The sequence below is a fragment of the Paraburkholderia sp. D15 genome, from assembly GCF_029910215.1.
Classification (GTDB): Bacteria; Pseudomonadota; Gammaproteobacteria; order Burkholderiales; family Burkholderiaceae; genus Paraburkholderia.
Genome location: NZ_CP110396.1, coordinates 1,257,540 through 1,280,887, shown reverse-complemented (window position 1 = coordinate 1,280,887; position 23,348 = coordinate 1,257,540). Strand labels below are relative to the sequence as shown.

Genomic DNA, 23,348 nt, shown 5'->3' with positions numbered 1-23,348 from the left:
GTAAGGGCGGACGCGTTATTTCTTCGAGGTCTCGCCAGCGGCCGGCGCCGATGGAATGTCGGCGCTGGTGGCCATCCACAACACTTCGGCGTCTTCCTCGCTGGTCGACACCGCGGCATGGCCGGTGCGGCTGTCGAAGTACAGACTGTCGCCGGCATTCAGATGCGTGGGCGCATACAGCTCGGAATACAGGCACACGCTGCCGCTGATCACGTACAGAAACTCTTCGCCTTCATGACGGCCCCAGTCGTCGAAGGCATCGAGCGTGTGCGCGGAGATGCGGATGCGGAACGGCAGCATCGCCTTGTGCGCGAGGTCGGTGGCGAGCAATTCCATTTGATAGCCGCGGTACGCGTGACGCTGACCTTCGTTCCTGCGCGTGAGCGCGCGACGGCCGCTCGCGCTGACTTTGGGCGTCGAGCCGAACAACTCGCCGATTTCGATCTTCAGACCCAGCACGATTTTCTGCAGCACGTCGAAGGTGGGCGACATCAGGCCGTTCTCGACCTTGGAAAGCGTCGAGCGGGATACGCCGCACAGGCGGCTCGCGGTTTCCAGCGTCAGGTCCTGCGCCTGACGGGCGGCGCGCACGCGACGGCCGAGGTCCGCGGTGGAGGGATCGGCGGGTTTGGTGAGATGAGTATCCATGGGGTCCGACAGCTTGAAAGCTCGCCTTCGTGGGCGTGTGGTGTTTCCGATCATAACATTGAGACTCGCGGCCTCGGCCGGTGAGGGAAGGCGCGGCGCGGCGGCTCGATGATTTTCTTTCTTATCGGAAACGCGGATGGCGCGTAGCTGGGAGCGCGGGACGTTTCCGGGTGTGAGATGGCGGCGATAAGCCATCGCTCGATTGGAAAACTGGCATATCTTGCCGGTCAATTCGATTCGATCGCATTTATTACCCGAATCAAATTGCGTGTGGAAGCGTGATTGCGGTCGGCACGGATTAGCGTATTCCAAATGCCTCTTCTAATGCGAGCATGCCGCCGCCGGAATAACACAACGTCCGTCGAGAATAATGAATTTGCCGCGAAAATATGCTGACAGCATATTGATTATTTTTTGTTAAATGTTGTCCGTATGGTTATGTTCGTGTGCCGTTTCGATTACGATGCTGGGATTAAAAAACGGCTTCACGCAGAATAACGATCCATGTCTCAGCATCGTAAAAAACGGGTAACGGGGAATCAAACGCGCCGAAAACCATTGGGTAAGGCCGATCTTCTGCCGCATAGCGCGAACTATGTGCGTGAGCAGTCGCTTTGCTGGCATCTGGCGCTGGCCGCGTTCAAAACGGGTAACGGCAATGGCGAGTTACTGGTCAAACTCGTCAAGGCGCTTTATCTTGCCTGGTATCTGCAACAGGCCGGGTTCGGCACGGCGGAACGCGAGTTATATCTCGACGCCGAGCGCATTCTGGATGCCGCAGCCCGCAGCGCGAATCAGAACGTATGGTCGATTGCGGTGGCGGATTGCTCGTCGATTATTCGTATTCTCGATCTGCATGAGCAGCAATTGCTGTCCGCACCGGTGTTCGCCGTCGACGAAGCTGAAACGCGCGTTATACGATTTGGGAAGAGCGATAAACGGTCGCCGTGGTAAGCGAGACTGGCGTCCGCGACAGGTTGGATGGGTTTCGCGTTTGGCGGTTTTGAGGCTTTGAGTATTATCTTGCGATGTCGTGTAGCGGTGTCTTTTTGTCCCGCTATTTGCGGTCGATTAATGTTGCCGCTGAAATCCTTCATCTGGCGCACGCCGCGCCAGTGGCATATCAATCACTCTTCCGGCGGCGCTTTGCGAGCCGCCGGAGTCGGTCCTGAGGTCTACCCTGGGTTAATCAGGATGCCTTCGCTTGTTTGCGCCTGACTTGCTCTTCCGCGAAAAGCTGCATTTCTTCCGCCAGCGCTCTCGCTACCGTCGGCCGCTCGGCCATTTTCAGGTAGTACTTTTTCACATTCGGCCATGCCTTCAAATCGATACCGCTGTATTGCGCCCAGTTCAGGACGGTCACGAGATACGCATCCGCGACGCTGAATCCGTCCTGCAGGAATTCGTGCTCGGCGAAATGCCGGTCCAGTACGCCAAAGCGCAGCGCCACGCGCTGATGCGTGTAGCTCCGCACCTCCGCCGATGCCTCCGGGTCCAGCAGCGTCACGAATACACCCTTGTGCAATTCCGTGCTGATGAAACCCAGCCACTCCTGCAGCTTCGCGCGCGCCGCCGTGCCCGCTGCCGGCGCCAGCCCGCTTTCCGGATAGGCGTCCGCAACGTACGGCAGGATGGCGGTGTTCTCCTTCAACAACCAGCCGTCATCGGTGCGCAGAACCGGCACCTGCCCCAAAGCGTTGATCGGGTAAAAATCGGAACCGTCGCGAAGACGCTTCGACTGGTTGTCCACTTCGATAAAACCCGCGTCCGCGCTCGCTTCGTACAACGCGATACGCGTGGCCAGCGAACACGCCAGCGGCGAAAAATAAAGCTCCATGCTCATCACTCCCGTCGTTGATATTGTTTTTGTACTATAGTGTATAAAAATCACTGGTGGCAACTATTTTTATGCATGACGGTACAAAAAACGACAAGCGGGCGCGCGGGCGGCCTCGCAACTACGATCCCGATCAGGCGCTCAGCGACGCGCGCGACGCGTTCTGGCAAGGCGGTTACGCGGGCACATCGCTCGACGCGCTGAGCGAGGCCACCGGTATGAATCGGCCCAGCCTGTATGGCGCGTTCGGCGACAAGCACGCGCTCTACCTGAGCTCGCTGGATCGCTACATCGAGTACGGTCTGCAGGGAATGGAGGCTGCGCTCGGCGGGGAGCGTCCATTGGGCAGCGCGTTGATGGCCGTCTATGACGGCGCGTTGGCCATCTACTTTCCTGGCAGCGATACGCCGCGCGGCTGCTTTCTGATCGGCACGGCACTCGCCGAGTCGCGCGCGGATGAAGAGGTTCGCGACAAACTCGCCGCAGGTCTGAATATTTTCGATGCCGCCTTCGAGCGGCGTTTCGAGCGTGCGAGGGCGCAAGGCGAAATCGATGCATCCGCGAATCCCGCCGTGTTGGCGAAAATCGCGTCGGCGATCCTCCACACGCTTGCGGTGCGGTCGCGCGCCGGAGATTCGCGCGCATCGTTGCGCGCCACGGCCAAGGCCGGCGTTGCGATGATGTGCGGGACGCCTACCGAGGTGTCGGCAAAACCCGAGGCAAAACCCGAAACGCCGGCCGCTCCGCGCAAAAGGAAGTGATCGTGTCGAGCGGATATAAGCCCTCGGTGAAAGAAGCGGGCGGAGAGAGCGTGGCATGCTGACATCGTTCTTCTGGAGCGGCGACGTGATCCGCAGCCGACGCGTCAGCAGCATCGTGCGATCCGCCACGCTCGACATTCCGATGCCGCCGGCGCGTCTGATCGCGGACTGGCAACGGGAAATCGCGACCAACATGGTGCTCGAACCCGGCGACGTCGAAGTCATGCCGTTGGCCAGGGCGCGTGCGCGTTGGCCGAACTACACGGCTTGCGTGCAAGCCATGTCGGCTTGGTTGAGCGCGCTCGGCTTGCCCGGCGTGCTGGCGTCCAGCGATGTCGCGTTGATGGCGTGCCGTGGCGCGCGCTATCACCACGATGCGAGCCAATACGGCGGCGCGGCGTTCTGCAATCTCTTCGTGAGCGAGGACCGTGGGCAGGACGTGCATTTCCCGGGCGCCGGCCGACGCATTCCGCTGACGCGAGGCACGGCGCTGTTGTTCGACACCGGCCAACCGCATGGCGTGATTCGGCGCGACAACGATCGCTTCGATGCCACCGCCTTCGCGCCGGACGACGACGCCGTGCAGATCTTCCTCACGTGGGAACTCGCCATCGAAGATCCGCACGTCAGCGAGGCGCTCGATATCGCATTCGATGTCGCTTCCGCTGCATCGACTCTGCCCGATGACGAACAGGTCCGGTTCGATGGCGAACCGGTTGTCGTGTGTCCGGACACCGGGCGCTGGCGTCGTGCTAGCGTCGCCGGCTAGTCTCACGCCGGCTTAACGAACGAGCCGCGCGCCGCGCGTCTTATCGTCGACGCCGCCCCAGCGCCAACTTCTCAAAGCGTCGCGGCGACGCGGTCCACGATCGCCTTGCGCCGCGCGAACGATTCCGCGGAACGTTCGCGCGCCAGCGCCACGATCGATGCCGGCGCGGTATCGACGCTGCCCGAATCGAACGGCGGCGCGGGCGCGTATTCGAGCTGAAGCTGCACTGCCTGCGCTTCCTTTTCTCCGACCAGTTCGCTTGCCAGCGTCAGCGCGAAATCGATCCCCGCCGTCACACCACCGCCGGTCAGCAGATTGCCGTCGCGGACCACGCGTTCGCGCACCGGAATCGCGCCCAACGGTGCGAGCAGCTCGTGAAACGCCCAATGCGTGGTCGCGCGGCGGCCATGCAGCAGGCCGGCCGCACCGAGCACCAGCGCACCCGTGCATACCGAGGTCACGTAGCGCGCCCCGGCGGCCTGGCGGCGGATGAAGTCGAGCGTTTCCCGATCCTCCATCAAGTCGTTGACACCGACGCCGCCCGGCACGCAGATCACATCGAGCGCGGGGCAGTCGTCGTAGGTCGCGCTCGGCACCAGGGTCAGGTTGCTGCTCGACTGCAGCGGCGCACGGTCTTTCCATACGAGATGCACAACGGTATCGGGCAGCGATGCGAAAACGTCATGCGGTCCGGTCAGATCGAGTTGCTGCACACGCGGAAACACGAGCAGGCCAATGTGGAGCGTCATTGCGGTACCTCGTCGGTGAAAGTGTCGGTCAAAAAAGGAAGCGGCCTGACGGCAGGCCAACTCTGCGTGGATGGACAGATCCACTGTACGCAAGTATCGTCTGGCAGGAATGCCAGTCACCCCTCGATTTCCGCCAGACCTTATCCCTGCCATGCGTAAAACCCTTCGTTCGATCAACGTGCTCGCCTTCCCGAACGTGCAGCTTCTCGACGTGTCCGGGCCAGTTCAGGTGTTCGCCTCGGCGAACGAAATCGCGCGGCAGCGGGGTCTTGCTCCATGCTACGAGCCGCGTGTGATCGCCACGGAACCGGGCACGGTGATGTCGTCCGCCGGCCTGGGGCTCGCAACCTACCCGTTGCCGTCGGGCCGCTCGCCGTCGGATACCTTCATCGTCGCGGGTGGGCGCGGGGTTCATGCAGCGGCGCAAGATGCCGCTTTGCTGCGCTGGGTGCGCCAGCATGCGGCCGCGTCGCGGCGTGTCGCGTCGGTCTGCACCGGTGCGTTTCTGCTCGCGGCGGCCGGGCTGCTGGACCAACGGCGCGTCGTCACGCACTGGGCGCATTGTCACGAACTCGTGCGGCGCTTTCCGGCGCTCCAGGTGGAGCCCGACCGGATTTTCGTGCGAGACGGTCAGGTCTGGACGTCGGCAGGCGTGACGGCGGGCATCGACCTCGCGCTCGCGATGGTCGAGGAGGATCTCGGCCGCTCGATGGCGCTCGACGTCGCGCGCGAACTCGTCGTGTTTCTCAAGCGACCGGGCGGACAGTCGCAGTTCAGCGCGGCCCTGTCGCTGCAACAGGACGACGATCAGTTCGGCGACCTGCATGCGTGGATCGTCGAACACCTGAGCGTCGATCTGTCGATCGCGGTGCTGGCCGCGCGTGTCGGCATGAGCGAGCGCAGCTTCATGCGCCACTATCGCGCGAAGACCGGCAAAACGCCGGCGCGCGCGGTCGAACAGATTCGCACCGAGACGGCGCTCGGTCTGCTTGTCGATACGTCGTTGCCGATCAAACGGATCGCGGCGCGCTGCGGTTTCGGCAGCGAGGAGACCATGCGGCGTAGTTTGATGCGCGCGATCGCGGTTACGCCGCAGGCGTATCGCGAGCGGTTTGCGTCGGGGCAGGGCGAGATGCAACGCGCGCAATAATCCCTAAAGTTCCTTTTATTTGACAAAATAAGGAGCATTAGGGAATATTGCTGGCGTTGCTACTCCGGCCTATCGCGATGCTCGACGCCATCTACACCGTTGAAGAAGCGGCTGACCGCTTACGCCTTCACCCAAAAACCGTGCTGCGGTTCATCCGCGAAGAGCGACTGCGTGCCACGCGCGTCGGCAAGGCGTATCGCATTCAGCGCGCGGACCTGGAAGCGTTCGCCGGTGTGCCGGCCGAGGTCGCGGCGAGGCCAATGGCGGCGCGGGTCACCAGCATCGCGGAAGTACCGGATGCATCGCAGGCGCTTCATCAGTACATCGCGCAAAATCTGCAGGCGGCATTGACGGCGCGTACTTCGCCCGTTTATCCGATTCATCTGGAGACGATCTTCGATCCGGCGCAACGTCAGTTGAAGATCGTGATCATCGCTGCGTCCGGTGACGCCGCTGTCTTGCTCGGCATGCTCGACACGCTGCTCGACGCCTTTCAGCCATGAAGCCGATCTTCCGATCGAAGCGCGCGGCAGCGGAAGTACTTGACGTCTACCGGCGCACGCTCGCGTACTGGCCGGCGCCATGCCGTCATCTCACGCTGCCGACTCGCGAGGGCCACACTTTCGTGCTGGCCTCCGGCCCCGAACATGCGCCTGCCGTGTTGCTGCTGCACGGCTCGCAGACCAACTCGGCGAGCTGGATGCGTTACGTGTCCGATTGGGCGCAGCGCTTTCGTGTCTATGCGATCGACGTGATCGGTGAAGCCGGTTTGAGCGCGCCTTCTCGTCCGCCCCTGGCGAGCGACGCCTACGCGCTGTGGCTCGACGACGTGATGCAGGCACTGCAACTCGACCGCGCGGCGATGGTGGGCATTTCCCTCGGCGCGTGGATGGCGCTCGATTTCGCGATTCGCAAACCGGCGCGCGTCGAGCGGCTCGCGTTGTTGTGTCCTTCCGGCATAGGCAGGCAAAAACCGTTTCTGTTGAAGATCGCTCCGTTACTGCTACTTGGCGCATGGGGGCGCCGGCGTATTCGCGACATCGTGCTCGGTCCGATGCCCGACGATCTTCAACCCGCGGATCGCGCGATGCTTGATCTGATGGAGACGATCGACCGTGGTTTTCGTCCACGGCTCGGCACCATTCCCGTTTTCACCGATGCGCAATTGCGCACGCTTGCCGTGCCGCTGTTGACGATGCTCGGTGGTCGCGATGCTTTGCTCGATTCGACGGAGTCGCTGGCGCGGTTGCGTCGGCTGGTGCCGCACGCGGATGTCCGCTATTTCGCGGAGCAACCGCATTTCATTCGCGGGCAGGGCGATGCGATTGCCGGGTTTCTAGCTGCTCGCGAGGAGGCATTGCATCGTGCGATATAGCGGATTGACCCTGGGCGACACGCGTGTTCTCGTTAGCGCGGAAAACGACGAGCGGTGGCTTGCCGATGAACGCGACGTCGATGCACTGATCGTTGCCGCACGCGAGCATGACGCGAGTTGGGTCGTATTGCGCAGCGTCGCGTTGCCTGACGACTTCTTCAAGCTCGCGACGGGAATGGCCGGCCGTGTCGTGCAGAAGTTGATCAATTATCAATTGAAGGTGGCCGTCGTCGGGAACATCGCTTCGTGGCTTGAGCAAAGTACTGCATTGCGTGCATTGACTCACGAAAGTAATCGTGGCGACACGCTATGGTTCGTTGCGGATCTGAATGAACTGGAGCGGCGTTTTGATGCAACCAGGAAAAAGGCACCATGCCATTAGTTTCGTGCCTTGTCTCGGTGTGCCAAAGCCACCTCGCTGACGCGCAGAACGCGCGATAGCGAAGCGGCTTTTCCATTCGACTTCGACTTCAATCCCGGCCGCTCTTTCAGGCGTCCGCAATCAACTTACCCGCCTTCGCCCACGCGTCGCGCGGCACTTCGGTAATGACCACGTCGAGACTTTCCGGCGGGCAGGCCAACGTTTCGACGGTAACGCGTGTGACTTCACGAACGAACGCGCGCTTTTGTTCCAGCGTGCGGCCGGGCAGCATTTCCAGATGCAGGACAGGCATGACAGTTCTCCGTTAGCGGCGTTCCGGATGGAAAGCCAGTACACGCAGTGTCGGGCACATTGAAGCGCGGATAAACATGCGATGATTTCAGTCATTCAACACCGCCAGGTTCTCAATCATGGATAAGCTCGCCGGCATGGCGATGTTCGTGCGAGTCGTGGAAAGCGGCAGTTTCGCCGCCGCGGCCGCGCTCAGCGACGTCTCTCCGACGATGGTCGCGAAACATATCCGCACGATCGAACAACGTCTTGGCGCGCGTCTGCTTCATCGCACGACACGGCGTCAGCAATTGACCGAAGTGGGACGGCTTTATTTCGAACGCTGCCGAAGCGCGCTGGCGGAAGTGGAGTTGGCCGAAGCGAGCGCATCGGAATTGCAGAGCAGTCCGCGCGGGCAGGTAAGACTGGTGGCGCCGGTCACGTTCGGCAGTCATAGCCTGGTGCCGGTACTGACCGATTATCTGGCGCGTCATCCGGAAGTGAGTGTCGAGTTGACGCTGGATAACCGCGCGCATGCGTTGATCGACGAGGGTTACGAACTCGGCATCCAGATCGGCGAGATCGACGACGCCAATCTCGTTGCGCGTCCGCTGCAACCGTATAGGCGGATTCTCGCGGCGGCGCCGGGCTATCTGCGCGAGCATGGACAACCGGATCATCCGACGCAGTTGAATGCGCACACCTGCCTCGGCTTGTCGTACTGGAGCCGGCACGATCTCTGGCGTCTGGTCGGTCCCGGCGGCGAAACTTGCGACATGACGGTCAAGGGGCGCTTTACGTCGAATCATGGCGGCGCATTGCGGATGGCTGCCTTGAGCGGCGCGGGTATCGTGCTGCAGCCGGAAGTACTGCTCGTCGACGATATCGCGGCTGGCCGCCTGGTACCGGTATTGCCGTCGTGGTCGTATCGGCCCACGCCGATGCATCTGATCTACGCGCAGGATCGGCGGCCGACCGCGAAATTGCGCAGCGTGATCGATTTTCTGATGGAGCGATTCGGGCTGGAAAGCCGGGAGTCGCGTCCCCCGGAAAAGTTGTCGAGAAAGCTTATTGAAAGAAGTGTGCAGAAAAAACGTCGCTGAAAACAGCCTGCCGGGAAGCATCGTCACTCTACGTGCGTAGCACATAGCCCTGAAACGAGCGTGCTTCAATGAACGCTCACGTTGCACTATCAGAGGCTTTCACATGACGACGTCAATCTCGAACAGTTTTCCTCGCAGCGCGGCACAGGTGACGAACGACCCGGGTCAAATAGGCGGTGGTGGGCGGAATGGAGAGAACGATAAAGACGAAGAGTCCGTCGTTCCGGCGATCTTTATTCCGCAGCATGACGAATCCGTTTCGTCGTCGGTCCCCGCGCCATTCGGCAATAGTTTGCACTTCAAGGCGGGCGGTTTGAATCTTGCCTGGAATGCACTGCAAAAGACCGTGCCTCAACACGCCATTCCGGCGGCGCTCATGCAGGCCAACCGGATGGGCTATGCGGCTAACGGAATAGTGGGTAACACACTGAGAGCGGCGGGACTAATTGGACAATTGGGCGACCCCGGAAGCACTCAGTCCACTGGCGGAACCTTATTGCAGATCGCCAAGGGTTTGGGAAACGCGATTGGCTACGCCATCGATTTCTCGAACGTTCAGGACAAGCGGGCGACGGTGCGCAATTATCTGTTCGCGCCGGTAAGACAAAGAACGTATTCGCGCTTGATCTCGTCGCCGGAACGGGGCGCGGTCGAATTGCGCGAATTGAATCCGCGACCCGCATCTCCGCCGACTCGACCGGCTACGCGAAAAACCGTCGACTCGGGCACGCAAACTTCGCCGCAAGCGCTTGAGTCGCCCCATCTTCCAAGCGATGCGCGAGCGAAACGGGATGCGCCGGCGCAAACCACGGTCGCCGACGTGAACAGAGCCACGCAAACGTCGAATCAGGCACCCAGTCAGCACGTGCAGACCGATCCGCATCCATCGTTCGACGCCTTGACTGGAGCGAAGAAAATGAGCCGTGAGATGCAAACGGAGGCAGGCCCGTTTCACGATGCTCCGCAGGCCACGCATTCGCCGAAGGCCGATACGACGCGCGCGGCAACGGCCGCTCATGCGGAGACCGCGACGCAGGCGGGAACCTCGTCGCAGACGCATGCAGCGGCGCGCGAACGCGAAACGCCGATACGGTTGCCGCTGCTGACCGATCATGCGGCTGGAACGTCAGGGATTGGCCGTACGTCGCAGGCGAGCGTCGAAACCCGGAATCAGCGCACGCAAAAAACCGAATGGCGGGCCCCTACGACGGCGGCGCCGCTGACACGCGATCGATCGAGCCAGACCTTGCGAATGCCCGAACGGATCGACGTCCCTGTCGCGGCAACTGCGGGTTGGCGTGACAGGGTGCCGAGCAGCGTCAGGGGGAATGGACATTGGGTCGTGGTCGACGCGATGGCGCTCGCGTCGGACATCAAGAATCAGAAGGAGAACCCAAGCGCATTGAGCGCACTGACGTTGTCTTCCGATGTAGTAGGTTCCGCCGGCGACGTCATTGCCGCCGCCAACATAAGAGGCGGCGCAATGCTGGGTCTGGCATCGAAAGCGCTTTCCGCCGGAGGCACCGTGCTTGGCGTCGTGCCGTCCAGCGTACAACTGGGCAAGGACGCGAAGGAACTGCGAGCGCATCCGGACAGCGAACAGGCCAAATGGAACGTGGGCAACGACGCGGTCCATCTGTTTGGCGGGCTCGCCGCGGCGGCCGCGGCGTTCGCCTTCCCTCCCGCCGCGGCGGCGGCTTTGCTGTTTCCGAATTTTGCCGAGATCCACCACGCGGAAGTACTCCGGGGCGAGGTCAACAAATTGCGCGCGGAAGGACGCAATACGGAAGCCGACGCCATGCACACCGAGTACAAGGAAGCCGCGCTCAACGCCACGCCGCTGGTCAACTGGTTCGGTCCGCTCTACCGGCACGCGATGCGACCCGCGGTCGAGTCGTTCGAAATAGCGCAAGGCAATAAACCGGGGACGCCGCCGAAAGACGGCGTGCCGCGCGAACTGCCGGCTAACGCGACGGCGGCCGCGAAGCGTTACTATCAGACCGCCTTGTCCGAGCGCGAGAAGAGCTTCGCAACGAAAGCGAAACCGTACCTGAAGAACATCAACGAGAATATGAGTGCCGATTCCGTGACACTCCTGTCGCGCTCGCCGCAGATGTTCGGCTGGCCGGCTACGGGACAGCCGATGCGTAGCTTCGAGCGGGCGGTCGCCATCACCTATTCGAAGCACGACGATTCGGTGACGGCGCGCTTTCTCTCACCGCAATCGCAAGGCGTATTCACCGTGCCGAAACTCGATGGCATTGCGCGAAACAGCCAGGCGAAAAATCTGATACTCGTGAACAACATGCTGGACCCGGAGACAAAGCAGGTGAAGTTCGATATGTCGAACTACAAGAACGATTCGTACGGCGACTTGATCATCGCGGACCCGAAGCATTACACCGTTTGACGGTAAACATGAGAAAAACTTAGGGGAGGTGCACGATCACGTGCGCCTCTCTTTTTTCTCTCATCGGCACTGACGAAAATCGCTCGTTAAGCCTTGAATTCCACGGAAACGAATACTTTCCTGCACGGCTCCAGCACTTCCCATGTTCCCTTGAATCCCGCCGGAATGAGGAATCGGTCGCCGGCGCGAACGGTTTTACCGGTGCCGTTCGCATCGCGAATCACGGATACGCCTTCGAGAATTTCGCAGTATTCGCTCTCGGTGAAATTCACGCTCCACGTGCCGCAAGCGCCTTCCCATAGCCCGGCGGCGAGTTGACCGCAGGGACTGGTGAAATGCGCATGAACCTGTTGCAACGGTGTGCCAGCCAGAATCGCTTCCGGCTTCGGCATGTACTCGACACTCTCCCTGGCGGGCAGCGAAAAATCGACGATGTTCGAAATACTCATGATGTCCTGGATAAGAGCGGGATAAAAATCGGCGCAAAAAGCGCAAGGCAAAAGAACACAAGGCAAAAGAACACAAGGCAAAAAAAGCGTGGCACACGCACCCACTGCATGCGCCACGCCGGAAAAGACTCATCTGAAAACAACGGGCCTGCTCATGGCATCGCGTCGCCGCTATTAGCTACCGGACTTCAACTGGGCCCACAACCGGTTCTCCAGCCGCATGATCGGCGCCGGTTGCGGGCGCATCAGCGTCATCTTGTTCAACACCGTTTCAGGCGGGTAAACGTTCGCGTCCTGCTCGATAGCCGGCGTGACGAACTGCCGCGCGGCGCGATTCGCGGTCGGATAGAACACTTCGTTGGTGATCTCGGCGCTCACCTTCGGATCTTCGATGTAGTTCATCCACTTCATCGCCGCTTCCGGATGCGGCGCATCTTTTGGAATGACCATCACGTCCATCCAGAGCAGACCCGCGTCCTTGATATTGGAGAAGCGCACTTCATAGGATCGCCTGGCCTCGGATGCTCGCCGCCGCGCGATTCCCACGTCGCCGGAAAAACCGAACGCGACGCATATGTCGTTATTCGCGAGGTCGTTGATATAGCCGGACGAATTGAACTGCGTGATGTACGGTCGAACCTTCTTCAGTACTTCGTAGGCCGCCTGATAGTCGCCGGGATTGGTGCTGTTCGGATCTTTGTGCAGATACTGAAGCACGGCGGGGAAAACGTCCGCCGCCGAATCGAGGAACGACACGCCGCAACTCTTGACCTTCGCGAGATTGGCCGCGTCGAATATCAGCGACCAGCTATCCACCGGCGCATCCGCGCCGAGTGCTTTTTTCACCGCCTGTACGTTGTAGCCGATGCCGTCCGTGCCCCATGCCCAGGGCACACCGTATTGATTGCCGGGGTCCGCGTCGGCGATCAGTTTCATCAGGCCCGGATCGAGATTCGCGAGATTCGGCATCTTCGATTTATCGATCTTCTGATACACGCCGGCTTCGATCTGACGCGCCATATAGCTCGATGTCGGCACGACGATGTCGTAGCCGGAACTACCTGCCAGCAGTTTCGCCTGCAATGTGTCGTCGCTGTCGTAACTATCGTATTTCACGTTGATGCCGGACTGCTTCTCGAAGTTGGCAATCGTGTCCTTCGCAATGTAGTCGGACCAGTTGTACACATTCAGCGAGGTGTCCGCGGCGCAAGCGGCGTTCATCGCACTCAATGCAGTCATGGCGGTCAGCGAGCACAGCATCGTACGGGTCTTCATTCTGCAATCTCCTGGTTATCGATCTTCACGTTTCGCTGCGCCGACGCGTGCATGCGGGACGGTCGTGACGGTCCACTCGTCCCACGCCGTCGCAATGCATGCGAGCGGTGAGAAGAGGCGTGACGCCGCCTGCCGCGGCGCGAAGCGCACAGCAGAGTTAAAGCGCAGTTGAACAGGCGAACCCTTTCAGCCGTTTCGTGCCGGCAAGCGAACTTGCATGGACGCGAACAGGCCAACGCATTGCAAACGCACCGCCGGAATCAAGCGGCGTAACGCCTGCAATGCAGGGCGCGAAACAGGAAGGCGCTAAGGCAGAAGCGACGCGATTTCGTCGGTACGGACGGGAATGGCGGAGGGAGCGGCGATGACGTTATGCCGGCGCACGGAGCGGCGCGACAGTACCGTATCGATAGACAGGGAGCGGGATGGCGAAGCGCAGTTGCTCCCCTGATGAGCGATCGGACAGCCGAACAGGATCGTTCTTTCCCGACCGCGCTGGTATCTCACCAATGGACCACGGACTTTCACGATTGAACCCGAAGCGACGTTGAGTAGATATCCTCGCCATATCAACGACAACCACGCGGCGAGAATCACTGAACTGCCGCGCTAGGATAGCCGAGTCATTATTTTCGTCAAAGACATTTCTGACACCGTGCTGTCATGGTCGCGCGGAATCGGACGTTGTCGTATGCAATCACGTGATGCATTCGCATTGCGCGAGCGATGAAGATGCGGTGCACAAAAACGAATGCGAGCGCATGACTGCGCTCGCATCGAATGATTTCAAACTACCGGTCGTGCTACCGGTATCACTGGCTGTTCGACGGCGCGGGCATGGTCGGATTCGCCATCGGTGCATTGGTGCCCGTTTGCGAGGTGCCGCCCGAAGGACTGCCGTAACCCGTCGCGTTCTGCGCGGCGACGCGTGCTTCGGCGGCTTGAATATCGGCCGGATAGGTAGCGTCGGTTGCAACCGCGGGGTTATAGCCGACAGCCTCGAGTTGTTTCAACTGCGCTTTGACTTCCGCGCGCGTAAGCGGTTGTTGGTCGGCCTGCGCGAATGCGGCGACAGGTGCGGCGAATGCAACCGCCAATGCGATGGTGTTGACGAGCGACTTCATGATGGATCCCTCCGTGAATTTTTTAATCCGGCGCCACGGCAATCCTTGGCACCATTCACGGAAGTCTAGAAAGCCGGAGAACCGGCGAAAACGGCCGGGAGGTTAATTCAGTATTGCAGCAAACGGTAAGTCGGCGGGATGTAAGGCGTGCCGTAAGGTCGGTGGAATCGTGAAAAATGCACTCATGCGCGCTCACACGCCCTCGCGCACGCCCACCTTGTAGGCGGTGATCTGGCGATACGTATCGCCCGCCCGCACGATCACGGCTTCCTGCTCCGCCATGTTGACCTGGTTCGGAAAGCCGCCCGCCTCAAGGCACAGCCCTGCGTGCGCCTGATAGACGGCACCGCCGCGCGCTGTGTCGCCGGTCAACCAGTTGCCGGTATAGAACTGCAGGCCGCGCTGATCGGTGGACACGGTGAGCTCGCGTCCACTGCCCGGATCGTATGCGCAAGCCACCGGGCGTACAGATGACGCGTTGCTGTCCGCCGTGTCATGTAGCACGTAACAATGATCGAAGCCCCGCGCGCGCGCCAGTTGTTCATGCGGCCAGTCGAGCCTGGCGCCGATCGGCGCGCTCTGGCGGAAGTCGAATGCATTGCCCGCCACATCCGCGAGCCGGGAGGGGATCATGGCCGCGTCGACTTCGAAGAAACGGTCGGCGTCGATCGACAGCACGTGGCCGCGAATGTCCGTGCCAGGCCGTCCGGTAAGATTGAAGTACGGATGACTCGTCAGGTTCAACGGCGTCGCCGCATCGGTGACGGCTTCGTAGGCAATCGTCAGGATACCGTCGTCGTCGAGCGTGTAGCGCACCTGCACGGTGATGTTGCCCGGAAAACCCGCATCGCCTTCGGGCGACTCCAGGCGCATGAGCAACGCGCCGTTGTCTTCGCCGACCTCCCAGAGCGCGCGATGAAAACCCGTCGTGCCGCCATGCAGGAGATTCGCCCCTTCGTTGCGATCCAGCATGTACTCGATGCCGTCGAGCGTGAAGCGCGCACCGGCGATCCGGTTGGCCCAGCGACCGATCAAGCCGCCCATGTAGGTAGTGGACGCCGCGTAGTCGGCGGGCGTGTCGTGACCCAGCAGAATGTCGCCGAGACGCCCCGCGCGATCCGGCGCGTGCCACGAGACCAGCGTCGCGCCGAGGTCACTGATCGCGACTTTCATTCCATGCGCGTTGCGCAGTGTGAACAGCCGCACGGGGTCGCCGCCGGGCAGCACGCCCCATGGCTCGGAGGAAAGTTGTGCGATGCTGATCATGTCGTCATTAAAAAAACAAAAAATGGAAGCGTGTTTTAACCCGGCGTCGACGTGGCGTTCGCGCGCTCCTGATACTCGCGCGGCGTGCAGCCGAGTTCGCGTCGAAATACCGCGTACATGTATTGCAACGATGTGAAGCCGCAACGGATCGCGACCTCCGCGCTGGACGCGTCGCGTTTGGCGAGGAGTGCTTTCGCCACATCGAGTTTGTGGCGCAGGATTTCCTGGTGCACCGTACACTGCCGCTCGCGCCGGAAGTACTCTTCGAGCGACGAACGCGATACGCCCACATAGTCGGCCACCTGTTCGGTGCGAATGCCCTGACACGCGTATTGCCGGATGAAGTGCCGCGCGCGCATCACATACGGACTCGCGAGCGGCTGATGTTTGGTCGATTCGAGCACGTTGATGCCGACCGGCGGCACGAGAATGCGCCGGCCGGGAAAGCGCGCGCCGTGCAGCATCTGATGCAATAAGTGGGCAGCGGTACGGCCCATTTCCTCGGTACCTTGAATCACCGACGAGAGCGGAATGCGCGTCAGCGTTCGCGTGAGTGGATCGTTGTCGATGCCGATGATCGCCACTTCCTCAGGCACCGGAATACCCGCGATCAAGCAGGCCTGCAGCAGATGCCGCGCACGCGCGTCGGTCACGGCGATGATGCCGACGGGCTTGGGCAATTGCCGCAACCACGCGGTGAGTTGTTCGGTTGCCTGGTTCCACGATGGCGCGCTGGTGGACAACCCGCGATAGATCTCGCTGTCGATCTGCCCGGCGTCCCGTCCGTCCGCCTCGCGCAAATGCGCGAATGCCAGTTCGCGTTGTTGCGCCCAGCGGTTCTCCTGCGCTTGCGGCAGGCTGTACAACGCAAAGTGTTCGAGACCCGCGCCGATCAGATGCGTATAAGCCAGCGAAACGAGCTTGCCGTTATCGGTGGCGATATAGGGTAAGTCCGGAGGATAGTGCGCGGGATCTTCGAACGACGACCCCACCGCGACCACCGGCAACGGACAATCCCGCAGCGCTTCGCCCACTGCGGGGTCGTCGAAATCCGCGATGATGCCGTCACCGTCGAACCGCTCGATGCCGGTCAGCCGGCAGCGAAAATCCTCTTCGAGAAACAGATCCCACGCCACGCGCGTGGACAGCAGGTAATTGCCGATGCCGGTGATGATCTCGCGGTCGTAGACCTTGTTCGCGTTGAACAGCAGCGCGATCCGATGGGTCGTCTGGGGTGTTTGCGGACGGGTCATGGCATGAATGGCGCGCGGATTCCGGATCACCTGCGCGCCTTCGTCTCCTGTTGAATGCGGGTTTATACCGCCTCGTTTTTTAAGCGTCTGGTTATTCTAGGCCGCGAATCGTGTGGCCGTGCGAAACAAAAATGCGGGCGGTAAGAAACATCAAGCACGCTGCGCAATTTCGCAATTGCCGATGCAGTTCGCAAGCGTCAGCATGGCGTCACCTTGTCGACCGCCGCGGCGATGCCGTGCGGGTTGCAGTGCACCATAAACTGGAGACGCCGATGTCCTACTTCGAACACATTCCCGAGATCCGTTACGAAGGCCCGCAATCGGACAATCCGCTTGCGTATCGCCATTACGACAGGAACAAAAAGGTACTCGGCAAGACGCTCGAAGAACATCTGCGCATCGCCGTGTGTTACTGGCACACGTTCGTGTGGCCCGGCACCGACATCTTCGGGCAAGGAACCTTCCAGCGACCCTGGCAGCAGGCCGGCGACGCGCTCGAACGCGCACGGCAAAAAGCCGACGCCGCGTTCGAGTTCTTCTCGAAGCTCGGCACGCCGTATTACACGTTTCACGATACCGACGTGGCGCCCGAAGGCACGAGCATTAGCGAATACAGCGAGAACTTCTCGCGCATGGTCGACGTGCTGGCGCGCAAACAGCAGGACACCGGCATCCGCTTGCTGTGGGGCACGGCGAATCTGTTCTCGCATCCGCGTTACGCGGCGGGTGCCGCGACCAGTCCCGATCCGGAAGTCTTCGCGTTCGCCGCGACCCAGGTTCGTCATGCGCTCGACGCCACGTATCGGCTCGGCGGCGAAAACTATGTGCTGTGGGGCGGCCGCGAAGGCTACGACACCTTGCTCAATACGGATCTCGCGCGCGAGCGCGAACAGCTCGCGCGCTTTCTGCACATGGTGGTCGACCACGCGCATCAGATCGGTTTCAAAGGCGCGTTGCTGATCGAGCCGAAACCGCAGGAGCCGACCAAGCATCAATACGACTACGATGTCGCGACCGTTCACGGCTTCCTCCTGCAATACGGACTCGACAAGGAGATCCGCGTGAATATCGAGGCCAATCACGCGACGCTCGCGGGTCACTCGTTTCATCACGAGATCGCCACCGCGTACGCGCTCGGTATTTTCGGCAGTGTCGATGCGAATCGCGGCGATCCGCAGAACGGCTGGGATACCGATCAGTTTCCGAACAGCGTCGAGGAATTGACGCTGGCTTTCTATGAAATTCTGAAGCACGGCGGTTTCTCCACCGGTGGCATGAACTTCGATTCGAAAGTGCGGCGGCAAAGCGTCGATCCGGAAGATCTGTTCTACGGCCACATCGGCGCGATCGACAACCTCGCGATCGCCGTCGAGCGGGCGGCGGCGCTGATCGAAAACGATCGGCTCGATCGCTTCAAGCGCGAGCGTTACGCGGGCTGGGAAGCGGACTTTGGCCGCAAGATCCTGTCGGGCGATTTTTCGCTGTCGTCGCTGGCGGCCGATGCGCTGGCGCGGCAATTGAATCCGCAACATGCGAGCGGCCGTCAGGAGTTGATGGAAGGCATCGTGAATCAGGCAATTTACAGCGGGCGTTGAGAAGCACGCTGAAGCAAAGGCGTCCGAGGAAGCGGCAATAAAAAGCGCGGTGGAAAGCGCAGTAGAAAACGCATCACGATAAAAAAATCGCACGGCCACGTCGACCGTGCGAAACAGAAAGCTTTGGCTAAATCGCTTGTCCGGTCTCGCGGCTCGCAGCGCGGATCGTCCAATCCGGTATTCCGGCTATCAGAAGAAGGAGAGAGACATGAAATTCGCAACGCGTCGTACCGTATTGAGTTCGTTCGTTTGTGGAGCGGTGCTCGCCAGTCTGTCGCTGGCGGCGCCGCTCGCGCATGCCAGCAAGGATCACCCTGAAATCGGCTTCTGTATCGACGACCTGCGCGTCGAACGCTGGTCGCGCGATCGCGATTATTTCGTCGCAGCCGCCGAGAAGCTCGGCGCGAAAGTGTCCGTGCAATCGGCGGATGCGAGCGAGGAGCGGCAGATCTCGCAGATCGAGAATCTGATTTCGCGCGGCGTGGACGTGATCGTGATCGTGCCGTTCAATTCGAAAACGCTCGGCAATGTGGTCGCCGAAGCGAAGAAGGCCGGCATCAAGGTCGTCTCGTATGACCGCCTGATTCTCGATGCCGACGTGGACGCCTACATCTCCTTCGACAATGAAAAGGTCGGCGAGCTGCAGGCCCAGGGCGTCTATAACGCGCAGCCCAAGGGCAATTACTTCCTGCTCGGCGGCGCGCCGACCGACAACAACGCGAAGATGCTGCGCGAAGGCCAGCTCAAGGTGCTGAAGCCGGCCATGGACAAGGGCGACATCAAGATCGTCGGCCAGCAGTGGGTGCCGGAGTGGAGCGCCTCCACCGCGCTGCGGATCGTCGAGGATGCGCTGACCGCGAACAACAACAAGATCGACGCGATCGTCGCATCGAACGACGGCACGGCCGGCGGCGCGATCCAGGCGCTCGCCGCGCAGCACATGGCGGGCAAGGTGCCGGTGTCCGGGCAGGACGCCGATCTGGCGGCCGTGAAACGCGTGATTGCCGGCACCCAGACCATGACGGTGTACAAGCCGCTGAAACTGATCGCCAGCGAAGCGGCGAAACTCTCCGTGGCGCTTGCCAAGGGCGAGAAGCCCGCCTATAACGCGCAATACGACAACGGCAGGAAGAAGGTCGACACGGTACTCCTGCAACCCACGTTGCTTACCAAAAGCAATGTCGACGTCGTCGTCAAGGACGGCTTCTATACCCAGGCCCAGCTCGCGAGCCAATGAGCGTAACGTGCGCGCGGCGGACCCCGGCACGCGTTCAGCGTGTCGAGGCCGCCGCACGCCTTGCAGCGAGGCATAGCGAATGACTCAACCGTTACTGACGATGCGGGGCATCGTCAAGGCGTTCTCCGGTGTGAAGGCGCTCGACGGCATCGACCTGACGGTCGCGCCGGGCGAGTGCGTCGGGCTGTGCGGCGAGAACGGCGCGGGCAAATCGACGTTGATGAAAGTACTGTCCGGCGTCTATCCGTACGGCACGTGGGACGGCGAGATCACGTGGGAAGGCCAGCCGCTGAAGGCCGCCAGCGTGCGCGACACCGAGCGCGCCGGCATCATCATCATTCACCAGGAACTGATGCTGGTGCCGCAGTTGTCGGTGGCGGAGAACATCTTTCTCGGCAACGAAATCACCTTGCCGGGCGGCCGCATGAATTACGCGGCCATGTATCAGCGCGCCGACGAACTGCTGCGCGAACTCGGCATCAGCGGCATCAACGCCGCGCAACCGGTGATGAACTACGGCGGCGGCCACCAGCAGTTGATCGAGATCGCGAAGGCGTTGAACAAGCGCGCGAAGCTGCTGATTCTCGACGAACCGTCGTCGTCGCTGACCGCATCCGAGATTCGTATTCTGCTCGACATCGTGCGCGATCTGAAACGTCGTGGCGTGGCGTGCGTGTACATCTCGCACAAGCTCGACGAGGTGGCCGCCGTATGCGACACGATCAGCGTGATTCGCGACGGCCGTCACGTCGCGACCGAGCCGATGCACGCGCTGACCACCGACCGCATCATTGCGCTGATGGTGGGCCGCGAGATCAAGAATCTGTTTCCGCGCGAGCCGCATCCGATCGGCGACGTCATTTTCGAAGCGCGTCACGTGACCTGTTTCGACGTGACGAATCCGCGCCGCAAACGCGTGAACGACGTGTCGTTCACGTTGCGTCGCGGCGAAATTCTCGGTGTGGCGGGGCTGGTGGGCGCCGGCCGCACGGAGTTGATGGAGGCGGTGTTCGGTGCTTATGCGGGCGTGAGCGAGGCGACGGTGCTGATGAACGGCAAGCCGCTGAAGATTCGCGCTCCCGTCGATGCGATTCGCGCGGGCATCGGCATGGTGCCGGAGGATCGCAAACGTCACGGCATCGTGCCGGGACTGAGCGTCGGCCATAACATCACGCTCGCGGTGTTGCAGCGCTTCGCGCGCGGCGGCCGCATCGATTCGGCCGCCGAACTCGACACGATCCATACGGAGATGAAGCGTCTCTCGGTGCGCGCCGCGCATCCAATGCTGTCCATCGCGAGTCTGTCGGGCGGCAATCAGCAGAAGGCGGTACTCACGCGCATGCTGCTGACCGATCCGGCTGTGCTGATACTCGACGAACCCACGCGCGGTGTCGATGTCGGCGCCAAATACGAAATCTACAAACTGATCTTTCAGCTCGCACAGCGCGGCATGTCGATCGTCATGGTGTCGTCCGAATTGCCCGAGGTGCTCGGCATCAGCGATCGCGTGCTGGTGATCGGTGAAGGCGAGCTCAGAGGCGACTTCGTCAACGACGGCCTCACCCAGGAAGACATACTCAGCGCCGCGATCCGTCCTGTGCAGCGATCCCCGAACCCAACCGCAGCGAGTGCCGCATGACGCCCGATGTCACTTCCCAACCCGCCGATGGCGCCGCGCTGCGTGGCGCGTTCGGCGGCACGCAGCGTATCCAGCAACTGTTTGCGCGCTACAAGATTCTCGCGTTGCTGATCGCCGTCGCCGCGATCTGGATTTTCTTTTCGTTTCTCACGCACGGCGCGTTCGTCACGCCGCGCAATCTGTCGAACCTGCTGCGGCAGATGTCGATCACCGGCATGCTCGCGTGCGGGATGGTGTTCGTGATCATCGCGGGCGAGATCGATCTGTCGGTCGGCTCGCTGCTCGGTCTGCTCGGCGGCGTGGCGGCAATACTCGACGTGAACCGCCACTGGCCGATCGGCGTGACCGTGCCCGTCGTCATGGTGCTCGGCGTGGCGGTCGGCATGTTCAACGGCTGGTGGTCGACGTATCGGCGCGTGCCGTCGTTCATCGTCGGCCTGGGCGGCATGCTCGCGTATCGCGGCATTCTGCTCGGCGTCACGGGCGGCTCGACGATCGCGCCGGTGTCGGACGGTTTCGTGTTTCTCGGCCAGGGGTATTTGCCGCGTCTCGTGGGTGACTTGCTCGCCGTGGTGCTATTCGTGCTGCTCGCGTTTCTGACGCTGCGGCAGCGGCGCAATCGTGAACGCTATCAATTGCGCGTGGTGCCGGTGTGGCAGGACGTCGCGAAGGTCGTCGGCGCCGGCGTGATCCTCGCCGGTTTCGTCGCGACGCTCGACCGTTACGGCGGCATTCCGGTGCCGGTGCTGTTGCTGCTCGCGCTGCTGGGCATCTTCACGTGGATCGCGACGCAGACCGTATTCGGGCGACGCATCTATGCGGTCGGTTCGAATCTGGAGGCGACACGGCTGTCGGGCGTGAACACCAATCGCGTGAAGCTGGCGATCTTCGCGTTGATGGGGCTGATGTGCGCGTTCGGCGGCATCGTCAATACCGCGCGCCTCGCGGCGGGTTCGCCGTCGGCGGGATCGATGGGCGAACTCGATGCGATCGCCGCGTGCTTTATCGGCGGCACGTCGATGCGCGGCGGCTCCGGCACCGTGTACGGCGCGCTGATCGGCGCGCTCGTGATGGCGAGTCTCGACAACGGCATGTCGATGCTCGACGTCGACGCTTACTGGCAGATGATCGTGAAGGGCGGCATTCTGGTGCTGGCCGTGTGGATCGATGTGGTGTCGGGATCGAACCGGCGGTGAGCGGCAGGCCGCTTCAGGCGTGCGCGTCGATCATCCAGCAGGCCGCGCGGTAACGGACTTCGTCTGCGTGCACGTACGGGGCGAACGCCGCTTGAATGGTGGCGACGATGTCATCGCGCTTCGACGCGTCTACTGTCTGAAGCACGCGCCCCACGGGACCGAGCCGCGTGAGGTACGCGGCCAGTTCGCTTTCCGGCAACGTGCAGTCCACATCGAGCGGCTGGATGTCGATTCCGTGCCAGCCGCTTTGTTGCAGAATCGACGTCACCCGTTGCCGGTCCGCGAAAGCGAACTGTCCCGGCGCGCCGGGCTGACGTGCGGGCAGATCCGGCAGCAGCGGTGCGGCGGCGCGTTCCGCCGTGGTCATGAATGGATTGTCCGACGCGCTGCGCCATGCGATGCAGTGCAATGCGCCGGCGGGTTTCATGGCCCGGCGCAGGTTCTCGAACGCGACGACCGGATCGTCGAAAAACATCACGCCGAAACGCGAGACGGCGACGTCGAAGCGGTGCGGCTCGAACGGATGCGTCTGCACGTCGGCGCAGAGAAACCGCGCGCGGGAGTTGTCGTGTCGTGCGCGTGCTTCGGCGACGGCGATCATCGGTGCGGAGACGTCCGCGCCGAGGCAATAACCATCGGCATTGAGCCGGCGCGCCAACGCGAGCGTCGTGCTGCCGGTGCCGCAGCCGACATCGAGTACATGCTGAGCGCCGCCGTCCACGAGCTTCGAGGCGAGCAGCGTTTCGAACGGCTGGAACATGCGGTCGAGCACATCTTTCGACGCGATCCACGCGTCGCCGGAAGAACCGTTCCAGAGTTGGGTCTGTTCGTCGTTGGCGTGTCGTTTCGTCGTCATGGTC

The 23,348-nt window shown here is 61.7% G+C and carries 23 protein-coding genes; 13 read left to right on the top strand and 10 right to left on the bottom strand.

Annotation, left to right across the window (positions count from 1 at the left end):
• Positions 1 to 15: 15 nt before the first annotated feature.
• Positions 16 to 648 (bottom strand): XRE family transcriptional regulator, encoded by a 633-nt coding sequence (locus LFL96_RS25540; protein ID WP_281003477.1) that lies wholly within the window; start codon positions 646 to 648, stop codon positions 16 to 18.
• 504 nt (positions 649 to 1,152) lie between these two features.
• Here LFL96_RS25540 and LFL96_RS25535 point away from each other — a divergent pair.
• Entirely contained in the window at positions 1,153 to 1,602 is a 450-nt protein-coding gene (locus LFL96_RS25535) for a hypothetical protein (protein WP_281003476.1), read from the top strand.
• A gap of 235 nt (positions 1,603 to 1,837) precedes the next feature.
• On the opposite strand, the gene LFL96_RS25530 is transcribed toward LFL96_RS25535, so the two are convergent.
• Complete coding sequence (locus LFL96_RS25530; protein ID WP_281003475.1) at positions 1,838 to 2,491, bottom strand: glutathione binding-like protein; 654 nt, start codon at positions 2,489 to 2,491, stop codon at positions 1,838 to 1,840.
• Positions 2,492 to 2,556: 65 nt separating this feature from the next.
• Here LFL96_RS25530 and LFL96_RS25525 point away from each other — a divergent pair, with 65 nt between their 5' ends.
• Together LFL96_RS25525 and LFL96_RS25520 are read left to right on the top strand one after the other, a co-directional pair.
• Positions 2,557 to 3,246 carry a TetR family transcriptional regulator gene (locus tag LFL96_RS25525; protein WP_281003474.1) on the top strand — a complete coding sequence of 230 codons (690 nt, stop codon included), beginning with the start codon at positions 2,557 to 2,559 and terminating at the stop codon, positions 3,244 to 3,246.
• A gap of 55 nt (positions 3,247 to 3,301) precedes the next feature.
• Complete coding sequence (locus LFL96_RS25520) at positions 3,302 to 4,015, top strand: hypothetical protein (RefSeq protein WP_281003473.1); 714 nt, start codon at positions 3,302 to 3,304, stop codon at positions 4,013 to 4,015.
• Positions 4,016 to 4,086: 71 nt separating this feature from the next.
• Here the strand turns inward: LFL96_RS25520 and LFL96_RS25515 are convergent, their stop codons facing one another.
• Positions 4,087 to 4,764: a DJ-1/PfpI family protein gene (locus tag LFL96_RS25515; protein WP_281003472.1), complete on the bottom strand. Its 678-nt coding sequence runs from the start codon at positions 4,762 to 4,764 to the stop codon at positions 4,087 to 4,089.
• A 70-nt stretch (positions 4,765 to 4,834) separates the two neighbouring features.
• Between LFL96_RS25515 and LFL96_RS25510 the strand changes: the two genes are divergently transcribed.
• From LFL96_RS25510 to LFL96_RS25495, 4 genes are all read left to right on the top strand, one after another.
• The gene (locus tag LFL96_RS25510) at positions 4,835 to 5,914 is read left to right on the top strand and encodes a helix-turn-helix domain-containing protein (RefSeq protein WP_281003471.1); all 1,080 of its coding nucleotides are present in this window, start codon (positions 4,835 to 4,837) and stop codon (positions 5,912 to 5,914) included.
• 77 nt (positions 5,915 to 5,991) lie between these two features.
• Positions 5,992 to 6,417, top strand: a complete 426-nt coding sequence (locus tag LFL96_RS25505; RefSeq protein ID WP_281003470.1) for a helix-turn-helix domain-containing protein — start codon at positions 5,992 to 5,994, stop codon at positions 6,415 to 6,417.
• Positions 6,414 to 7,289: an alpha/beta hydrolase gene (locus LFL96_RS25500; RefSeq protein WP_281003469.1), complete on the top strand. Its 876-nt coding sequence runs from the start codon at positions 6,414 to 6,416 to the stop codon at positions 7,287 to 7,289. Before LFL96_RS25505 ends, LFL96_RS25500 begins: the two co-directional genes overlap by 4 nt.
• Before the next feature lie 4 nt (positions 7,290 to 7,293).
• Positions 7,294 to 7,671, top strand: a complete 378-nt coding sequence (locus LFL96_RS25495) for a DUF4180 domain-containing protein (protein WP_281003467.1) — start codon at positions 7,294 to 7,296, stop codon at positions 7,669 to 7,671.
• Between the two features lie 106 nt (positions 7,672 to 7,777).
• Here LFL96_RS25495 and LFL96_RS25490 read toward each other — a convergent pair whose 3' ends face one another.
• A complete protein-coding gene (locus LFL96_RS25490) occupies positions 7,778 to 7,963 on the bottom strand; it encodes a 4-oxalocrotonate tautomerase (RefSeq protein WP_281003466.1) in 186 nt (61 codons plus the stop codon).
• Between the two features lie 118 nt (positions 7,964 to 8,081).
• Between LFL96_RS25490 and LFL96_RS25485 the strand changes: the two genes are divergently transcribed.
• Together LFL96_RS25485 and LFL96_RS25480 are read left to right on the top strand one after the other, a co-directional pair.
• The gene (locus LFL96_RS25485) at positions 8,082 to 9,044 is read left to right on the top strand and encodes a LysR family transcriptional regulator (RefSeq protein WP_281003465.1); all 963 of its coding nucleotides are present in this window, start codon (positions 8,082 to 8,084) and stop codon (positions 9,042 to 9,044) included.
• A gap of 916 nt (positions 9,045 to 9,960) precedes the next feature.
• Positions 9,961 to 11,454, top strand: coding sequence for a hypothetical protein (locus LFL96_RS25480; protein WP_281003464.1), 1,494 nt, complete (start codon positions 9,961 to 9,963; stop codon positions 11,452 to 11,454).
• Between the two features lie 86 nt (positions 11,455 to 11,540).
• Here the strand turns inward: LFL96_RS25480 and LFL96_RS25475 are convergent, their stop codons facing one another.
• The 5 genes from LFL96_RS25475 to LFL96_RS25455 form a co-directional block, all read right to left on the bottom strand.
• Positions 11,541 to 11,903 (bottom strand): cupin domain-containing protein, encoded by a 363-nt coding sequence (locus tag LFL96_RS25475; protein ID WP_281003463.1) that lies wholly within the window; start codon positions 11,901 to 11,903, stop codon positions 11,541 to 11,543.
• Positions 11,904 to 12,077: 174 nt separating this feature from the next.
• Positions 12,078 to 13,142 (bottom strand): polyamine ABC transporter substrate-binding protein, encoded by a 1,065-nt coding sequence (locus tag LFL96_RS25470; RefSeq protein WP_281003863.1) that lies wholly within the window; start codon positions 13,140 to 13,142, stop codon positions 12,078 to 12,080.
• Positions 13,143 to 13,990: 848 nt separating this feature from the next.
• Positions 13,991 to 14,302, bottom strand: a complete 312-nt coding sequence (locus LFL96_RS25465) for a DUF4148 domain-containing protein (protein ID WP_281003461.1) — start codon at positions 14,300 to 14,302, stop codon at positions 13,991 to 13,993.
• A gap of 192 nt (positions 14,303 to 14,494) precedes the next feature.
• Positions 14,495 to 15,568, bottom strand: coding sequence for an aldose epimerase family protein (locus tag LFL96_RS25460; protein WP_281003460.1), 1,074 nt, complete (start codon positions 15,566 to 15,568; stop codon positions 14,495 to 14,497).
• Positions 15,569 to 15,603: 35 nt separating this feature from the next.
• Complete coding sequence (locus tag LFL96_RS25455; protein WP_281003459.1) at positions 15,604 to 16,821, bottom strand: DNA-binding transcriptional regulator; 1,218 nt, start codon at positions 16,819 to 16,821, stop codon at positions 15,604 to 15,606.
• 272 nt (positions 16,822 to 17,093) lie between these two features.
• On the opposite strand from LFL96_RS25455, the gene xylA reads away from it, so the two are divergent.
• The 4 genes from xylA to LFL96_RS25435 all read left to right on the top strand — a co-directional run bounded on the left by xylA (position 17,094) and on the right by LFL96_RS25435 (position 22,488).
• Entirely contained in the window at positions 17,094 to 18,416 is a 1,323-nt protein-coding gene (gene xylA / locus LFL96_RS25450; RefSeq protein ID WP_281003458.1) for a xylose isomerase, read from the top strand.
• 208 nt (positions 18,417 to 18,624) lie between these two features.
• Positions 18,625 to 19,653: a D-xylose ABC transporter substrate-binding protein gene (gene xylF, locus LFL96_RS25445; protein WP_281003457.1), complete on the top strand. Its 1,029-nt coding sequence runs from the start codon at positions 18,625 to 18,627 to the stop codon at positions 19,651 to 19,653.
• A 79-nt stretch (positions 19,654 to 19,732) separates the two neighbouring features.
• Complete coding sequence (gene xylG / locus LFL96_RS25440; RefSeq protein WP_281003456.1) at positions 19,733 to 21,292, top strand: D-xylose ABC transporter ATP-binding protein; 1,560 nt, start codon at positions 19,733 to 19,735, stop codon at positions 21,290 to 21,292.
• On the top strand, positions 21,289 to 22,488 hold the full coding sequence (locus LFL96_RS25435) for a sugar ABC transporter permease (RefSeq protein WP_281003455.1): 1,200 nt from the start codon (positions 21,289 to 21,291) through the stop codon (positions 22,486 to 22,488). Before xylG ends, LFL96_RS25435 begins: the two co-directional genes overlap by 4 nt.
• Positions 22,489 to 22,501: 13 nt before the next feature.
• Here the strand turns inward: LFL96_RS25435 and LFL96_RS25430 are convergent, their stop codons facing one another.
• Complete coding sequence (locus LFL96_RS25430) at positions 22,502 to 23,344, bottom strand: class I SAM-dependent methyltransferase (protein WP_281003454.1); 843 nt, start codon at positions 23,342 to 23,344, stop codon at positions 22,502 to 22,504.
• Positions 23,345 to 23,348 lie beyond the last annotated feature (4 nt).

Excerpts from the sequence above, each read along its gene's own strand:
- LFL96_RS25455 (WP_281003459.1), bottom strand. The coding sequence starts at position 16,821 with ATGACCCGTCCGCAAACACCCCAGACGACCCATCGGATCGCGCTGCTG.
- LFL96_RS25500 (WP_281003469.1), top strand. The coding sequence starts at position 6,414 with ATGAAGCCGATCTTCCGATCGAAGCGCGCGGCAGCGGAAGTACTTGAC.
- LFL96_RS25520 (WP_281003473.1), top strand. The coding sequence starts at position 3,302 with ATGCTGACATCGTTCTTCTGGAGCGGCGACGTGATCCGCAGCCGACGC.
- LFL96_RS25505 (WP_281003470.1), top strand. The coding sequence starts at position 5,992 with ATGCTCGACGCCATCTACACCGTTGAAGAAGCGGCTGACCGCTTACGC.
- xylG (WP_281003456.1), top strand. The coding sequence starts at position 19,733 with ATGACTCAACCGTTACTGACGATGCGGGGCATCGTCAAGGCGTTCTCC.
- LFL96_RS25475 (WP_281003463.1), bottom strand. The coding sequence starts at position 11,903 with ATGAGTATTTCGAACATCGTCGATTTTTCGCTGCCCGCCAGGGAGAGT.
- LFL96_RS25510 (WP_281003471.1), top strand. The coding sequence starts at position 4,835 with ATGGACAGATCCACTGTACGCAAGTATCGTCTGGCAGGAATGCCAGTC.
- xylF (WP_281003457.1), top strand. The coding sequence starts at position 18,625 with ATGAAATTCGCAACGCGTCGTACCGTATTGAGTTCGTTCGTTTGTGGA.
- LFL96_RS25465 (WP_281003461.1), bottom strand. The coding sequence starts at position 14,302 with ATGAAGTCGCTCGTCAACACCATCGCATTGGCGGTTGCATTCGCCGCA.
- LFL96_RS25490 (WP_281003466.1), bottom strand. The coding sequence starts at position 7,963 with ATGCCTGTCCTGCATCTGGAAATGCTGCCCGGCCGCACGCTGGAACAA.
- LFL96_RS25470 (WP_281003863.1), bottom strand. The coding sequence starts at position 13,142 with ATGACTGCATTGAGTGCGATGAACGCCGCTTGCGCCGCGGACACCTCG.
- LFL96_RS25515 (WP_281003472.1), bottom strand. The coding sequence starts at position 4,764 with ATGACGCTCCACATTGGCCTGCTCGTGTTTCCGCGTGTGCAGCAACTC.
- LFL96_RS25430 (WP_281003454.1), bottom strand. The coding sequence starts at position 23,344 with ATGACGACGAAACGACACGCCAACGACGAACAGACCCAACTCTGGAAC.
- LFL96_RS25435 (WP_281003455.1), top strand. The coding sequence starts at position 21,289 with ATGACGCCCGATGTCACTTCCCAACCCGCCGATGGCGCCGCGCTGCGT.
- LFL96_RS25525 (WP_281003474.1), top strand. The coding sequence starts at position 2,557 with ATGCATGACGGTACAAAAAACGACAAGCGGGCGCGCGGGCGGCCTCGC.
- LFL96_RS25480 (WP_281003464.1), top strand. The coding sequence starts at position 9,961 with ATGAGCCGTGAGATGCAAACGGAGGCAGGCCCGTTTCACGATGCTCCG.
- LFL96_RS25485 (WP_281003465.1), top strand. The coding sequence starts at position 8,082 with ATGGATAAGCTCGCCGGCATGGCGATGTTCGTGCGAGTCGTGGAAAGC.
- LFL96_RS25535 (WP_281003476.1), top strand. The coding sequence starts at position 1,153 with ATGTCTCAGCATCGTAAAAAACGGGTAACGGGGAATCAAACGCGCCGA.
- LFL96_RS25540 (WP_281003477.1), bottom strand. The coding sequence starts at position 648 with ATGGATACTCATCTCACCAAACCCGCCGATCCCTCCACCGCGGACCTC.
- LFL96_RS25530 (WP_281003475.1), bottom strand. The coding sequence starts at position 2,491 with ATGAGCATGGAGCTTTATTTTTCGCCGCTGGCGTGTTCGCTGGCCACG.
- xylA (WP_281003458.1), top strand. The coding sequence starts at position 17,094 with ATGTCCTACTTCGAACACATTCCCGAGATCCGTTACGAAGGCCCGCAA.
- LFL96_RS25460 (WP_281003460.1), bottom strand. The coding sequence starts at position 15,568 with ATGATCAGCATCGCACAACTTTCCTCCGAGCCATGGGGCGTGCTGCCC.